The following is a 15057-nucleotide window of genomic DNA, read 5'->3' as shown; positions in this document are numbered from 1 at the left end:
CTGGCCGACGGCACGCACGGTGGCCCCGAGTGTTCACCTGATCGCCGAGTGTGACACTCAGAGTTCACCTGGCGTGGGGTTATGCGTCGATGCGATCCCGATCGAGATCGTCAGCGTTCTCAATAATGAACTCCTTGCGGGGCGCAACCTCGTTGCCCATGAGCAACTCGAACACCTGAGACGCAGCGTGCGCGTCCTCGACGCGAACCCGGCGCAGCGTGCGATGCTCCCGGTCCATGGTCGTTTCAGCCAGCTGATCTGCGTCCATCTCGCCGAGGCCCTTGTAGCGCTGAATCGGCTCCTGGTACTTCTTATTGCGCTTTCGGAGGTCCGTAAGCAGCGCGGTGAGCTCGCGCTCGCTGTACGTGTAGATCACGTCATTGGGCTTGCGGCCCGCATTTTGCACGATGACGCGGTGCAGTGGCGGCACCGCGGCATACACGCGCCCGGCCTCGAGCATCGGTCGCATGTAGCGGAAGAACAGCGTGAGCAGCAGCGTGCGGATGTGCGCGCCGTCGACGTCGGCGTCGCTCATCAAGATCACCTTGCCGTACCGTGCGGATTCGATGTCGAAGTCGCGTCCGGAACCCGCGCCGATCACCTTGATGATCGCGCCGCATTCCGCGTTGCTCAGCATCTCAGCAACCGACGCCTTCTGCACATTCAGGATCTTGCCGCGAATGGGCAGCAATGCCTGGAACTCGCTGTCGCGCGCAGGACGCGCAGTGCCGAGCGCGCTGTCGCCCTCCACGATGAAGAGTTCAGTCTCGGCGACGTTCTTCGAGCGGCAATCGATGAGTTTTGCCGGCAGTGAGGAGCTCTCGAGCGAACTCTTCCTGCGTGCAGTGTCGCGCTGGGCACGGAGCGCGATGCGCGCCTTCATCTCCGAGACCATCTTCTCGAGCAGCGCGCCGGTCTGCGCCTTATCCGGCTTCTTCGTCGATTCGTAGCGCTCCGTGAGTCCCTTGACGATGGCGCGGGTGACGATCTGGCGCACGGCCGCGGTGCCGAGCACCTCCTTCGTTTGGCCCTCGAACTGTGGCTCGGGCACGCGCACTGTCACGACGGCGGTGAGGCCGGTGAGGATGTCGTCCTTCTCGGGCTTATCGCTGCCCGCCTTGAGTTTTCGTGCGTTCTGCTCAATCTGCTTGCGGAAGAACTTCGTGAGCCCCTGCTCGAAGCCGGCCAGGTGCGTGCCACCCTTGGGGGTCGAGATGATGTTGACGAAGCTCTGAATTTCCGTGTCGTAACCGGTGCCCCAGCGGAGCGCAATGTCCACCTCGCACTCGCGCTCAACCTCGCGGGACACGAGGTGCCCGGTCGCCTCATCCATGACGGGCACGGTCTCCCGGAACGTGCCGGAGTCAGTCACGCGCCAGGTATCGGTGAGCGCGGCGTCAACGGCGAGGTAATCCACGAACTCCGAGATCCCGCCCTCGTATGCGAAGCGGTGCACCGACGCGGCACCGTCTTCCCCGAGCGACTCGGGCCGCTCATCGGTGATCTCAATGCCGAGACCCGGGACGAGGAACGCGGTCTGACGGGCACGCGCCACGAGCGAGTCGGGCTCGAACTGGGCGGAGGCGAGGAAGATCTGAGGGTCAGCCCAGTACCGAACGCGCGTTCCCGTGACGCCCTTCTTGACTTTCCCCACGGCGCGCAGTTCAGAGGAGCTCTCAAACGGGGTGAACGGGCTGTCCGGGCCCTCACCTGCAAAGGTGCCCGGTTCGCCGTGGCGGAACGACATGGCCCAGGTCTTCCCATCGCGGTCGACCTCGACGTCGAGACGTGACGACAGTGCGTTGACAACCGAGGCGCCCACGCCATGCAGGCCGCCCGAGGAGGCGTAGCCGCCGCCGCCGAACTTTCCGCCCGCGTGCAACTTCGTGAAGACGAGCTCGACACCGGAGAGGCCACTCTTTGGCTCGATGTCTACCGGGATCCCGCGACCGTTGTCGGTGACCGTCACGCTGCCGTCAGCGTGCAGGCGGATGCCGATCTCGTCACCGTGACCGGCGAGCGCCTCATCGACAGAGTTATCGATGATCTCCCAGAGGCAGTGCATCAGGCCGCGTGAGTCGGTCGTGCCGATGTACATGCCGGGGCGCTTGCGGACCGCCTCGAGTCCCTCGAGGACGGTGAGATGGCGCGCGGAGTAGTTCGACTCCGCCGCCTGCGATGCTCGCTCAGTGGCCACGTGCAAGGACCCCTTCTGTAAGTTGACTCCCCCACCCTAGGACACGCCACCGACACCCACGTGCAGCGACCCCGGCGAGTGCTGAAGCGGCGCCGCACGCTACGCGGTCAGCGAACCTGAGCGTTCGGAACGCGAGAAAGCTCGCTCGACGTGTTTGGATAGACGTGAACAAAACCCTAGATGGACGGGAGGTCGCCATGACGACAATCGAGCAGGGTCGTACGGATACGATCGATGCCGCGGATCGCCCGCTCTCCGCACTCGACCGCTGCGACAGCTGCGGCGCACAGGCATACGTGCGCGTCATGCTGAGCGGGAGCGAGCTGCTATTCTGCGCGCACCACGCCCACAAGCACGAGGCCAAGCTTCGCCCCATGGCGGAGGTCTGGCACGACGAGAGCCACAAGCTGAACGCGTAGGCGTTCGAGTCCACTTCCACCGCGGGAGCGGGCCCAAGCAACACAGAGAAGGGGCCCGGGAGCAAATGCTCCCGGGCCCCTTCGCGTTCTCCGCCGAAGCGGCAAATGCCGGCCTACTCGAGGTAGTCGCGCAGCTGCTGGCTGCGCGAGGGATGGCGAAGCTTCGCCATCGTCTTCGATTCAATCTGACGAATGCGCTCACGCGTCACACCGAACGTGTCGCCGATCTGGTCCAGCGTCTTCGGCATGCCGTCGCCGAGGCCGAAGCGCATCCGGATGACGCCCGCCTCGCGCTCGGAGAGCGAATCGAGCAGCTGCTCGAGCTGCTGCTGGAGCATGGTGAAGCCGACCGCGTCAGCCGGGACAACCGCCTCGGTGTCCTCGATGAGGTCACCGAACTCGCTGTCGCCATCCTCGCCCAGCGGCGTGTGCAGGGAGATCGGCTCGCGACCGTACTTCTGCACCTCGATGACCTTCTCGGGGGTCATGTCGAGTTCGCGGCTCAGCTCCTCGGGGGTGGGCTCGCGGCCCAGGTCCTGAAGCATCTGGCGCTGTACACGTGCCAGCTTGTTGATGACCTCGACCATGTGCACGGGGATACGGATCGTGCGGGCCTGGTCTGCCATTGCGCGAGTGATGGCCTGGCGGATCCACCACGTCGCGTAGGTGGAAAACTTGAAGCCCTTCGTGTAGTCGAACTTCTCGACCGCTCGAATGAGGCCCAGGTTGCCTTCCTGGATGAGATCCAGGAACTGCATGCCACGACCCGTGTAGCGCTTCGCAAGCGACACGACGAGGCGGAGGTTCGCTCCCAGCAGGTGGCTCTTGGCGCGCTGGCCATCGCGTGCCACCCACTTGAGCTCGCGCTCAAGCTTCTTCGGAAGCCCCTTCTCGGTTGCCAGCTTCTCCTCTGCGAACAGGCCGGCCTCGATGCGCATCGCAAGCTCAACCTCTTCAGCGGCGTTGAGGAGCGCGACCTTGCCGATCTGCTTCAGGTAGTCCTTCACCGGGTCGGCCGTTGCGCCGGGAATCGCGGTCGTGACGGTCGGAACGTCCTCTTCCTCGCCCGCCTTCAGCACGATCGCGCCACGGGGAAGGGGAACGGTCGGCGCAGGGGCCGGCTTTTCTTCCTCAGCAGCTTCGTGTGACTCGTCATCAACGTCGTCAACGTCGATGTCCTCGAGTGCCTTCGCCGCGGCCCGCTTGGTGACAGGCTTCTTCGCGGGTGCCTTCTTTGCCGCCGGCTTCTTTGCGGCCGGTGACTCTTCGGTTTCGCCAGCCGCGGCAGCCTCAGCTGCGGCCTTGTTGGCCGCACGTGTTGCCGCGGCCTTCTTTGCGGCCTCGGAACGGGCCGATGCCGACTTCGTGGTGGTCGCCTTCGCCGCAGTCTTCGTTGCGGCAGGCTTCGTTGCCGCCGCGGTCGACTCCTGGGCTGTCTCGACGGTGTTCTCGATCGCATCAGCGTCGGACGCGGTGGAAGCCGCCTTCGTCGTTGCGCGAGTCTTGGGGGTGGATGCAGTTGCCACGCAGCCGCCTCTCTCTATCGAATGCCGCGCTGTGCTGTCGAGGCGTCTCGACAAGTGCTCACAGCATGAAAACCCATGTCAAGCCCGAACGATTTCCTCGCAGAGGAAACCGACTCGGATTGAATGGGTTGGTCAGGTTCATTTTAGCACGGCAGCGCCTGCATGGTTGACAGGAGCGGCTGCGCGTCGGATACTCGCGCGGGTTTACTTCGCGTCGCTTCCGGGCTCCTCGTCACCTTCCGCGGTGCGCTGCTGCTCCGCAAGGAAGCGTTCGAGCTCGCTGGCGATCTGGTCGGCAGTAGGGATCGTGCCGTCCTCACTCATCAGGGGTGAGCGCGTGGTCTGGTCCTCCATGTAGGCGTCGTAGCGACGCTCAAGCGTGCGAACCATCTCGAGGGATTCGTCGTTGTCGGCGAGTTGCGAATCGAGCTGAGTCTCGAAGCGTCGCGCCGCCTCACGCACCTCGTCGGTCGACAGCATGAGCCCCGTGGCGGCCATGATGCTGTCGAGCGCGACTCGGAGCGCTTCGGGGTACTCGGTGTTCGCCAGGTAGTGCGGGATTAGGAGCGCAAACCCGGCCACCTCCTCCCCCAAGCTGTGGAGACGGTACTCAAGCACATGCGCGGCAGATGCTGAGATCTTCGTCTTCGGCCGCCACACGGACCGGGCCTCAATGAGGTCGTCGCGTGATCCACTCACGGTGAGCGACAGTGGCCTCGTGTGCGGAACCGGCATCGGGATCGCGTGCGACCAGACGGTGATCGACACCTCGAACTCATGCACCAGCAGGAGCACCGTGTCAATGAAGTGGTCCCAGCGGAAGTCAGGTTCAAAACCGCTCAGCAGAAGGAAGGGGGCACCAAACTCGTCGCGTGCCAGGCTGAGGCTGAGCTCCTCCGGGGCGTAGTCGACGAAGTGGTCCTCATCGAACGTGATGATCGGTCGCCGTGCGCGGTAGTCAAGGAGCATGTCGGCGTTGAACCGCAGAATCTCCTCCGGCTGGTACTTGCGCCACAGGTACTCCTCGAGTTGCGCGACTGTCCCGCCGGCGTCGCTCAGGCCCTGCATGGCGATGATCAACGGGAGACCGCGCGGAACGCTCGCTCGGCGCTCGGCGTACTCGGCGGAGAAGATTGATTCGGTCACGCTTCCATCCTACGAATTCCCACGTTTTCTGGTGTGGAAAACATCACGCCAGCAGCGAACCCGATATTCCCTCCGTGTGCTGCCGGGTGCGCCACCCCTCCGGGTGCGAAGCATCGCGGAGGAACCCGCCGCAGACCCTGCGGGATCCCGGCCGAAGGCAGAGTCCCGGGTGTAGGGTGGGCAAGGACTGCCCGCACACGAGCGGGTACCCGCCTCTATTGCGTACATACCGAGGGAGATCCCACTTGGCCGATCAGCAGTTTGACATCGTCGTCTTGGGCGGCGGAAGCGCCGGATACGCCACCGCGATCCGCGCAACGCAGCTCGGGCTCACCGCAGCCGTTATTGAGAAAGACAAGCTGGGCGGCACCTGCCTGCACCGAGGCTGTGTGCCGACGAAGGCGCTGCTTCACGCGGCGGAGGTCGCGGATGTGGCGCGCGACGGCGAGACCTACGGCATCCTTTCGAGCGTCGCAGGCATCGATATCGCAAAGGTGAACAGCTACCGCGAGAACCTTGTCGCCGGCAAGCACAAGGGCCTGCAGGGCCTCCTCAAGGCGAACAAGATCACCGTCATTGAGGGTGAGGGCAAGCTCGTCGCCGCGAACACCGTGCAGGTTGGCGCGGATCGCGTGATCGGAAAGCACGTCGTGCTCGCAACCGGTTCCTACTCGCGTTCGCTTCCCGGTCTTGAGATCGGTGGGCGTGTCATCACGAGCGAGCACGCGCTTGAGCTCCAGGAGGTGCCCGCTCGGGTCATCATCCTCGGCGGCGGTGTGATTGGCGTCGAGTTTGCAAGCGTTTGGCGCTCCTTCGGGGCTGAAGTGACCATCGTTGAGGGTCTCCCCCATCTCGTGCCGAACGAGGAGGAGTCCGTCTCGAAGCAGCTCGAGCGTGCCTTCCGCAAGCGCAAGATCGACTTCAAGCTCGGAGTTCGTTTCCAGTCGGTCACGCAGGACGCATCGAGCGTCACCGTCAACCTCGAAGACGGCACGGTGCTCACCGCTGACTACCTCCTCGTTGCAGTGGGCCGTGGCCCCTCGACGCAGGGGCTCGGCTACGAAGAGGTCGGCATCCAGATGGATCGTGGCTTTGTGCTGACGAACGAGCGGCTCGCTACGAACGTGCCCGGCGTATACGCCGTTGGCGATATCGTTCCCGGCCTGCAGCTCGCGCACCGTGGCTACCAGCAGGGCATCTTCGTTGCCGAGGAGATTGCTGGCCTGAACCCGGTCATCGTTGAAGACGTGAACATCCCCAAGGTGACCTACTGCGACCCGGAGATTGCCTCCGTCGGTCTGACCGAGGCCAAGGCCAAGGAGAAGTACGGCGCTGAGAACGTGACCAGCTACGAGTACAACCTGGCAGGGAACGCGAAGAGCTCGATCCTCGGCACCGCGGGTTCGGTGAAGGCCGTTCGTGTGGTTGATGGCCCCGTCGTCGGTGTCCACATGATCGGCGCCCGCGTGGGCGAGCTGGTGGGCGAGGCACAGCTCATCGTGAACTGGGAGGCGTACCCGGAGGACGTTGCACCGTTTGTGCACGGCCACCCCACGCAGAACGAGACCATCGGCGAGACGATGCTGAAGCTCGCCGGCAAGCCGCTGCACGCAATCTAAGCGCGGCGATAGACAGACTGATACGAACGGAGAAATACACGATGAGTGAATCGGTGGTCCTCCCCGCACTGGGTGAGAGCGTGACCGAGGGCACGGTGACCCGCTGGCTGAAGAACATCGGGGACACCGTCGAGATCGATGAGCCCCTGCTTGAGGTCTCGACCGACAAGGTCGACACTGAGATCCCCTCGCCCGTGGCGGGCGTGCTCCAGGAGATCCTGGTGCAGGAGGATGAGACCGCTGAGGTTGGCGCGATTCTCGCGGTCGTGGGCGACGGATCGGCCGCTCCCGCGGCACCTGCCGCTCCGGCAGCAGAGGCGCCCGCAGCTCCGGCCGCACCCGTGGCAGAGGCCCCCGCGGCCGCTGCGCCCGCGGCTCCTGCTGCGCCCGCGGCTCCGGCCGGCGGTGAAGAGGTTGTGCTGCCCTCGCTTGGCGAGAGCATCACCGAGGGTACCGTGACGCGCTGGCTCAAGAATGTTGGTGATGCGGTCGAGGTCGACGAGCCGCTGCTTGAGGTGTCGACTGACAAGGTTGACACCGAGGTGCCCTCGCCGATCGCCGGTGTGCTTCAGGAGATCCTGGTGCAGGAAGACGAGACCGTCGAGGTCGGTGCAGCGCTCGCTCGTATCGGCTCGGGCGCAGTGCAGGCAGATCCGGCCCCGGTCGCAGAGGCTCCCGCGGCGGCTCCGGCCCCCGCAACTCCTGCCCCTGCCGCCGCCCCGGCACCTGCTGCTGCTCCGGCACCTGCTGCTGCTCCGGCACCTGCTGCTGCCCCTGCACCCGCACCCGCAGCTGCACCGGCAGCCCCCGCGGCAGCTCCCGCCGCTGCTGCGAACTACGTCACCCCGATCGTGCGCAAGCTCGCGAACGAACGTGGCGTTGATCTGAGCACGGTGACCGGCACCGGTGTGGGCGGTCGCATCCGCAAGGAGGACGTGCTCGCCGCGGCTCCCGCTGCGCAGGCCGCGGCTCCCGCACCTGCAACCGCTGCTGCCCCCGTGGTCGAGGTTTCGGAGCTGCGTGGCACCACGCAGAAGATGAGCCGCCTTCGCAAGGTCATCGCGGAGCGCGCGGTCGCATCGCTGCAGGAGACCGCACAGCTGACTACCGTGGTCGAGGTCGATGTGACCAAGGTTGCCCAGCTGCGCCAGGCAAAGAAGGACGAGTTCCTCGCGAAGACCGGGTCGAAGCTCTCCTTCCTGCCGTTCTTTGCACTCGCTGCCGCCGAGGCGCTACGGACTTACCCGATCATCAACGCCACCGTTGAGGGCGACTCGATCGTCTACCCCGATACTGAGAACATCAGCATCGCGGTGGACACCGAGCGCGGGCTGCTGACCCCGGTGCTCCGCGCTGCCGGTGAGAAGAACCTCGCAGAGATTTCGGGCGAGATCGCGGACCTTGCCGCGCGTACGCGCGACAACAAGCTGACCCCGGATGAGCTGAGCGGCGGAACCTTCACGCTGACCAACACCGGATCACGCGGCGCGCTCTTCGACACGCCGCTGGTCTTCCTCCCGCAGGTCGCCATCCTCGGTACCGGTGCGGTCGTGAAGAAGCCCGTGGTGGTCTCGGGGCCCGAGGGCGATGCGATCGCCGTGCGCTCCACGGTCTACCTGGCGCTCTCCTATGATCACCGAATCGTCGACGGTGCAGACGCAGCGCGCTTCCTGACGCAGGTCCGCCTGCGTCTTGAGGCAGGCGACTTCGCGGCGAATCTCGGAATCTAAACACACATCCCGCGGTGTTCGGCTCGGTCGGCCACCGCGCGGATGAACCCATGTAGGGCCGCAGCACTCACAGAGCGCTGCGGCCCTACGTGCGTCTGTGGGCTGTGCGCCTTCGTCTCTGCTTCGCAGCCTCAACGCCCGCGTCCTGTGTGGCCTCCGCCGGGGTGATGCGACTCCGGACGGCTGCCTGCACCGCCTCACGTGCGCGAACCGGGTGCCACGTTTTGCCGAGTGCGCTGAGCTCTGCGAGGCACTCTGCAAGCGCCTCCATGAGGAGTGCTGCGCCGCTCATCTCCCGCCGCCCGGTTTGCCGCACCCGAATGCAGCGATGGAGCTGTTCCAGGGGCACGCCGAGCACCTCGCAGCCGACATCGTGCCCCACGCGTGCGTGTGCGCCTCCCATCGCCTCGCCCAGGCACCGGCCGATTGTTCGCGCGGCGATCCCCCGTTCGCACAAGGCTTCGAGTCGTGCTGCGGCTCGCGCGGCTGATCCCGGGTGTGAAGCTTCAGGGTGAGCAGCCGCTGCGCGCGTGGCTCCGGGGCGGGCGTCCGGAGTATTCACACAGTATCGTTTCATGCGGCAAGCCTGACTGATCATTCAGCGTGCGAACGAGTTCTGTGATGCACTCCACAGAGTTCGACTGAGGCTCGCGTTGACCGCGGGGTGTGAGCGGCTTTCGCTCACGGCACAGCGATGGGCGACTCCCCGTGTTCGGGGAAGGGCGCGAGAACCGATATCCTAAGGGGTATGGCAGCAGAGAAGGCGAAGCGCGACGGTCGCATCAAGCAGATGATCGAGATCTATCGGACCACGAAGGTCCATGATCGGAATCTCCCTTGGGTGTTGCTCGCGGTCTTTATCGCCCCGATCCTCGTGGCCGTGCTGCTTGCATGGCTGCTCCCCGGCGGTTGGTTCGGCTGGGTCATCTGGCCGATCTCGGGCATCCTTGTGGGCCTGCTCCTGGTCATGATTGTGCTTGGACGGCGCGCCGAGAAGATGGCGTACCAGCAGATTGAGGGCCGCGCGGGCGCTGTGGGCGCCGTCGTGCAGGGCGCGCTTCGCCGTTCGTGGCGCGGTTCAGAGGTTCCGATTGCAATCAACCGCAACCAGGATGCTGTGTACCGCGTCGTGGGCCGCGGTGGTGTCGTGCTGATCTCGGAGGGCTCGCGCAGCCGTACCGAGCGCATGGCAGCTGATGAAGAGCGGAAGGTCAAGCGAGCGCTTCGCAATGTCGAGGTTGTGCACCTCTACGTCGGCCCGGACGGTGACGGAATCCCCCTCGCCAAGCTTTCGAAGACGCTGGTGAAGCTGAAGCCGAAGCTCTCGCGCAACGAGGTTGCAGCGGTCTACAACCGACTGAGCTCCCTACAGGCGGCTCCCGTCGGTATCCCGAAGGGCATGGACCCGAACCGCATCCGTTCGCAGCGCCCGCGCTAAGCACGATGCCCGCTTCGACTCCCCAGCGCTTCGGCGACCTCGAGCCCAGCAAGTGGCCCGGCGAACGGCTCGGACTCCCTGAGTCTGGGCCGCGCTCGGTTGGCAGAATCGGTCGGCGCATCGTCGCGATCCTGATCGACTGGGGCCTCGCAGCGCTCCCGGCCTACTTTCTTGTGGGTGGCCCCAATGCGAGCCTGTGGAACTTCCTGTTCTTCGCGTTGATGCAGATCATTTTTATCCCGACTATTGGCGGTTCGATCGGTCACCGACTGGTGGGGCTCCGCGTCGTGCCGATTGCCGGCGGATGGGTCGGCGTCTGGCGGCCGTTCGTGCGCACCCTGCTCCTCTGCCTCGTCATCCCCCTCCTCGTGTGGGATTCGGATCAGCGCGCATTCCACGACAAGATCGCGGGAACCGTTCTCGTCAGGGGATGAATTCGGATCACTTTTCTGCGTCGTGTAACACTCGCGAAACATGAGAATCACGGTTCCGAAACGGTGGGCGCATAAGCTGGAGTGAAGCGAACGGTGCCGAAGGGCACACTGGCAATGAGGAGCAGCATGTTCACCACCCCCCAGGAAGTCATCGACTTCATCAAGGAAACCGACGTCAAGTTTGTTGATATCCGGTTCACCGATCTCCCCGGGGTGCAGCAGCACTTCAACATCCCCGCAGCAACAGTCGAGGACGATTTCTTCGAGGTCGGCCAGATGTTCGACGGTTCCTCCATTCGCGGGTTCTCCGGCATTGCTGAGTCGGATCTGCAGCTGATCCCCGATGTGACCACGTGCTACGTCGACCAGTTCCGCCTCGAGCGCACCCTCATCGTGGTGTGCGACATCTTCAACCCGCGCACCGGCGAGATCTACTCGAAGGATCCCCGCCAGGTCGCCAAGAAGGCGGAGCAGTACCTCATCTCGACCGGCATCGCGGACACCGCGTTCTTCGCGCCCGAGGCCGAGTTCTACATCCTCGACTCCGTTCGGTATGAGAACACCCCGCAGCGCACCTTCTACGAGATCGACTCCGAAGAAGCGCACTGGAACTCGGGCCGCAAGGTCGAGGGCGGCAATCTTGGAAACACGACGCCCGCGAAGGGCGGCTACTTCCCCGTCTCCCCCGTCGATAAGCAAGCCGATCTGCGCGACGACATCTCGCTGCGCCTCGTCGAGGCCGGCCTGCACCTCGAGCGCGCGCACCACGAGGTGGGCGCGCCCGGCCAGGCGGAGATCAATTACCGCTTCGACACCATGGTGAACGCGGCTGACGATGTGCTGAAGTTCAAGTACATCGTGAAGAACACGGCAGAGCTGTGGGGCAAGACGGCCACGTTCATGCCGAAGCCTGTCTTCGGCGACAATGGCTCGGGCATGCACACCCACATGTCGCTCTGGAAGGGTGGGGATCCCCTCTTCTACGATGAGAACGGCTACGCAGGCCTCTCGGACACCGCGCGCTGGTACATCGGGGGCATCCTCCACCACGCGCCTGCGCTGCTCGCGTTCACGAACCCCACGATCAACAGCTACCGCCGCCTGGTGAAGGGCTACGAGGCCCCGGTGAACCTCGCGTACTCGGCAGGAAACCGCTCCGCCGCCGTGCGGATCCCGCTCACCGGTTCGAACCCGAAGGCAAAGCGCATCGAATTCCGCGCTCCCGATGCATCGGGCAACCCGTACCTCGCGTTCGCGGCGCAGCTGATGGCGGGCCTGGACGGCATCCGCAACCGCATCGAGCCGATGGAGCCGATCGACAAGGATCTCTACGAGCTCCCGCCGGAGGAGGCAAAGAACATCCCGCAGGTGCCGGGTTCGCTCGAGGAAGCTCTTGCGGCGCTCGAGGCTGACCACGACTTCCTGCTCGAGGGTGGCGTGTTCACCGAGGAGCTGATTCAGACCTGGATCGATCTCAAGCACGAGCTCGAGATTGCCCCGATGGCGCTCCGCCCGCACCCGTTCGAGTTCGAGCTCTACTACGGCGTGTAACTCACACAGCGCGCGGGTTGGCGACCGGTTTCGGTGCCAACCCGCGCGTGCGTTTCTGCTACCTTCCCCCCGCCTCCGCCGTTGGGTCGGGGATCTCATGATGCTGTGCGTTGGGCAGGCGGCTCGCGGGAAGGATCGCGACGGCGCTGACGCCAGCGAGGATCAATAGCCCGAGCTTGAGTGCCGCCAAGCGGGCGCTCTCGTTCACCTCGATGAAGGCCGCGACTTGCGCGGGGCTCGCATCAGTTTCATCGAGGGCTTCGGCAAGCTGGTCGTTGGAAACAAAGCTCGATGCGTCGATATCGGCCTGAGCAATCAATTCCGGTGAGACATCGACATGGCTCGCGAGGGATGCCGCGATGTTTGCGCTCAAGAGCCCCACGAGGAGCGCACCGGCAACTGCAGTGCCGACAGCGCTTGCGAGGTTCTGCGTAGTCCCACGCACAGAACCCACGTCACCAGCAAGTTCCTTGGGGGCCGAGGTCACCAGCACGTTGAAGACCAGCGTGACTAAGGCGCCCTGACCCACCCCGAACACGAACAGCCCGAGGATGGTCGGGAGCGTCTCCCAATTGTTGGTGACGACGAGCGCGAGCCAGACAAGCGCAACAGTAGTGAGCGTGAAAGAAAACACGCCAATTGCTCGCGGGGTAAACCGCCGGTAGAAGCGAACCACGAGCGTCGCCGTGATGAATACGGTGAGGTTGAACGGCAGCATCGCCAGCGACGTATCAAACGGGGTTCTGCCCTGAACAATCTGAATGTACAGCGGAACAGTGAAGTTCAGCGCTGCTTCAAGCCCAACGACAATAAACATCGCATAGATTGCAGCGCGTTCAGGGCCTGAGCCAAACACGCGGAGGCTGACGAGTGGTTCTTCTCCACGGCGAGTCCGGCGTCTCGTCCAGACGAAGAATGCCTGGACGAGAACGATGCCGAGCACAACGAGAAGCGGGGCCGGGGACAGGCCCACCACGGAGAACGGGGCTTCGTCCGTCGAACTCAGCACTCCCCACCGGTTGAGATTGTTCACGCCGAGGGTTAGCGCGACGATACCGGCGCCGATGAGCGTAGCGCCACCAACATCGATCTGAACCCTGCCGTCCCCGCGATCGGCTCGAAGCCGAAAACTGAGTACAAACACTGCGACCGCGATCACGAGCACCACGAGAAACACGGGTCGCCAGCCGACAAATGTTGCGAGCGTGCCCCCCAGCAGGAACGCGGTGACTCCGGCAAGTGCGCGTGCGGAGCCCAGCGAACCGATCGCTGTCGCCTGCTGCGCGCCCCGGTAGTTCTCCGCGATCAACGCGACGAGACTCGGAACGATGATTGCCGCGGATGCGCCCGCGAGCGCCTGAGCGAGCACCACCCAGCCCACGCTGGGCGCGAGCACCATAGTCAACGCGGAGAGCGCGAACACAGCGATCACGCTCCGAAACATGATGACCCAGCCGATTCGTTGACCGAGTTTTGCGCCCACCATCACGAGTGCGGCGACGACGAGTCCGTAGGTGACGATCGCTGTGCTGACGTCCGTGGCGGGGACATTGAACTCCGCGACCATACCCCCGAGCGTGACCGGAAGGGCCGCGACGTTGTACGACATCAAGATCTGCGCGAGGAACAGCCCGATCATCGGCACCCAGGATCTTCGGGGCATGACGTCAGATACGTCAGGACGTGCTGCGAGTGACATGAGGCTCTCCATCCTGGGCAAAGTGTGAAGCTGAAGCGAAGACGTTGAGTCCCAGCGCCCGCGAGAGATACGCGGCGGCGATCTGCCCGCGTACGCTGTTTCCTGCCAAGTCGAGCGGAGGCGCAAACGTTCCGATGCCGGCCTTCCCCGGGGCGACAGCGATGAGGCCCCCTGAAACGCCTGACTTTCCGGGGAGGCCGACTTCGAGCAGCCATTCTCCCGAGTTCTCGTAGAGGCCGGAGGACGCCATGACGGCAAGTGTGTCGCGTGCCACGTGCGCGGAGACGACTCGCTCACCAGTGACGGGATTGACTCCGCCGTCTGCAAGCGTGGCGGCCATCACCGCGAGATCGTGAGCATCGACGCTCAGTGCGCACTGGCGGGTGTACACATCAACGAGTTCGTCGGGGTCCTGCCGAATGCGTCCGTAGCTCACGAGCAACTGGGCGATTGCCGTGTTTCGGTGACGGGTCTCAAGCTCTGATCGATACACCCGCTCATCCACCTGCAGTGCGCGTCCAGCGAACCGCGATAGCCCGTCGTGAATGAACTCCCAGCGTTCGGCGGTACTCGCGCCCGGAACAAGCCCGGTGGTCGTCAGTGCACCCGCATTCACCATTGGATTCCGCGGGTGCCCGTCGTGCAGCTCAAGCGCGATGATGGAGTTGAACGCGAGCCCGGTGTTGTTCACGCCGACCGTCGAAAAGGCGGCGTCGTGCCCAAGGTGCTCGCAGACAAGCGCGTACACAAACACTTTGGAAATCGACTGGATCGAGAACTCGTCTCGCGTGTTTCCTTCCTCATGTGCTTCACCATGAACATCAACAACGCTGACCCCGAAGGCTTCTGGGTCGGCGAGGGCGAGGGCCGGGATATAGCTGGCGAGCCCGCCTTCGGCATGACGACCAGCGTGCCGGTAGGCAGCTTCGACAAGCTCGTCAATGCGGTGGCGCTCTGGAAGTCGCCCCGTGGCTACCTGCTGGTCAACATGCGCGACATCGAGCTCCATCACTCCCCCACCTTCAATGGCGTGGGTGGCGTCGACCACGGCTCGCACCGCGATCACCGTCACTCTCTGTGCACAATGTAAACCCTTCACGGGTCCATGTCACGGTTTTCTTTGCGCGATGCTGGGCGCATGCGAAGCCCTGCTGCTCCCCCGCGCCCTGCACCGCGTATGGAGACGCGAACAGGCCCGCGACCAGTTGCCTGGTCGCGGGCCTGTTGGTGCGGGCGGGAAACCCTCCCGATGCAACGTCGCTGTTGCGGCGCTGAGTAGCGCGGTGGCGCTAGGACTC

The 15057-nt window shown here is 64.5% G+C and carries 12 protein-coding genes; 6 read left to right on the top strand and 6 right to left on the bottom strand.

Annotation, left to right across the window (positions count from 1 at the left end):
- Positions 1 to 79 precede the first annotated feature (79 nt).
- Positions 80 to 2197 carry a DNA gyrase subunit B gene (locus D3226_RS11295; protein ID WP_202382700.1) on the bottom strand — a complete coding sequence of 706 codons (2118 nt, stop codon included), beginning with the start codon at positions 2195 to 2197 and terminating at the stop codon, positions 80 to 82.
- A 197-nt stretch (positions 2198 to 2394) separates the two neighbouring features.
- Here D3226_RS11295 and D3226_RS11290 point away from each other — a divergent pair, with 197 nt between their 5' ends.
- Positions 2395 to 2616: a DUF7455 domain-containing protein gene (locus D3226_RS11290; protein WP_202382699.1), complete on the top strand. Its 222-nt coding sequence runs from the start codon at positions 2395 to 2397 to the stop codon at positions 2614 to 2616.
- Positions 2617 to 2729: 113 nt separating this feature from the next.
- Here D3226_RS11290 and D3226_RS11285 read toward each other — a convergent pair whose 3' ends face one another.
- Both D3226_RS11285 and D3226_RS11280 read right to left on the bottom strand, forming a co-directional pair.
- A complete protein-coding gene (locus tag D3226_RS11285; protein ID WP_202382698.1) occupies positions 2730 to 4142 on the bottom strand; it encodes an RNA polymerase sigma factor in 1413 nt (470 codons plus the stop codon).
- A 204-nt stretch (positions 4143 to 4346) separates the two neighbouring features.
- Positions 4347 to 5288 (bottom strand): PAC2 family protein, encoded by a 942-nt coding sequence (locus D3226_RS11280; protein ID WP_202382697.1) that lies wholly within the window; start codon positions 5286 to 5288, stop codon positions 4347 to 4349.
- A 245-nt stretch (positions 5289 to 5533) separates the two neighbouring features.
- On the opposite strand from D3226_RS11280, the gene lpdA reads away from it, so the two are divergent.
- Together lpdA and sucB are read left to right on the top strand one after the other, a co-directional pair.
- On the top strand, positions 5534 to 6907 hold the full coding sequence (gene lpdA / locus D3226_RS11275) for a dihydrolipoyl dehydrogenase (protein ID WP_202382696.1): 1374 nt from the start codon (positions 5534 to 5536) through the stop codon (positions 6905 to 6907).
- 41 nt (positions 6908 to 6948) lie between these two features.
- A complete protein-coding gene (sucB, locus tag D3226_RS11270; protein ID WP_202382695.1) occupies positions 6949 to 8637 on the top strand; it encodes a 2-oxoglutarate dehydrogenase, E2 component, dihydrolipoamide succinyltransferase in 1689 nt (562 codons plus the stop codon).
- Positions 8638 to 8722: 85 nt separating this feature from the next.
- On the opposite strand, the gene D3226_RS11265 is transcribed toward sucB, so the two are convergent.
- Entirely contained in the window at positions 8723 to 9040 is a 318-nt protein-coding gene (locus D3226_RS11265) for a hypothetical protein (protein WP_202382694.1), read from the bottom strand.
- A gap of 345 nt (positions 9041 to 9385) precedes the next feature.
- Between D3226_RS11265 and D3226_RS11260 the strand changes: the two genes are divergently transcribed.
- The 3 genes from D3226_RS11260 to glnA all read left to right on the top strand — a co-directional run bounded on the left by D3226_RS11260 (position 9386) and on the right by glnA (position 12060).
- Positions 9386 to 10075 (top strand): DUF4191 domain-containing protein, encoded by a 690-nt coding sequence (locus tag D3226_RS11260; RefSeq protein ID WP_202382693.1) that lies wholly within the window; start codon positions 9386 to 9388, stop codon positions 10073 to 10075.
- Positions 10076 to 10080: 5 nt separating this feature from the next.
- Positions 10081 to 10509 carry an RDD family protein gene (locus tag D3226_RS11255; RefSeq protein WP_202382692.1) on the top strand — a complete coding sequence of 143 codons (429 nt, stop codon included), beginning with the start codon at positions 10081 to 10083 and terminating at the stop codon, positions 10507 to 10509.
- A 126-nt stretch (positions 10510 to 10635) separates the two neighbouring features.
- Positions 10636 to 12060, top strand: coding sequence for a type I glutamate--ammonia ligase (glnA, locus tag D3226_RS11250; RefSeq protein WP_202382691.1), 1425 nt, complete (start codon positions 10636 to 10638; stop codon positions 12058 to 12060).
- 58 nt (positions 12061 to 12118) lie between these two features.
- On the opposite strand, the gene D3226_RS11245 is transcribed toward glnA, so the two are convergent.
- Together D3226_RS11245 and glsA are read right to left on the bottom strand one after the other, a co-directional pair.
- On the bottom strand, positions 12119 to 13759 hold the full coding sequence (locus D3226_RS11245) for an MFS transporter (RefSeq protein ID WP_237462789.1): 1641 nt from the start codon (positions 13757 to 13759) through the stop codon (positions 12119 to 12121).
- Positions 13737 to 14768 (bottom strand): glutaminase A, encoded by a 1032-nt coding sequence (gene glsA, locus D3226_RS11240; protein ID WP_202382972.1) that lies wholly within the window; start codon positions 14766 to 14768, stop codon positions 13737 to 13739. The genes D3226_RS11245 and glsA overlap by 23 nt, the downstream gene beginning before the upstream one ends.
- Between the last annotated feature and the right edge of the window lie 289 nt (positions 14769 to 15057).

The organism is Leucobacter chromiireducens subsp. chromiireducens (genome assembly GCF_016758255.1).
GTDB classification, from domain to species: Bacteria; Actinomycetota; Actinomycetes; order Actinomycetales; family Microbacteriaceae; genus Leucobacter; species Leucobacter chromiireducens.
The sequence above is the reverse complement of the archived record's forward strand: the minus strand, read 5'-3'. Positions and strand labels throughout refer to the sequence as shown.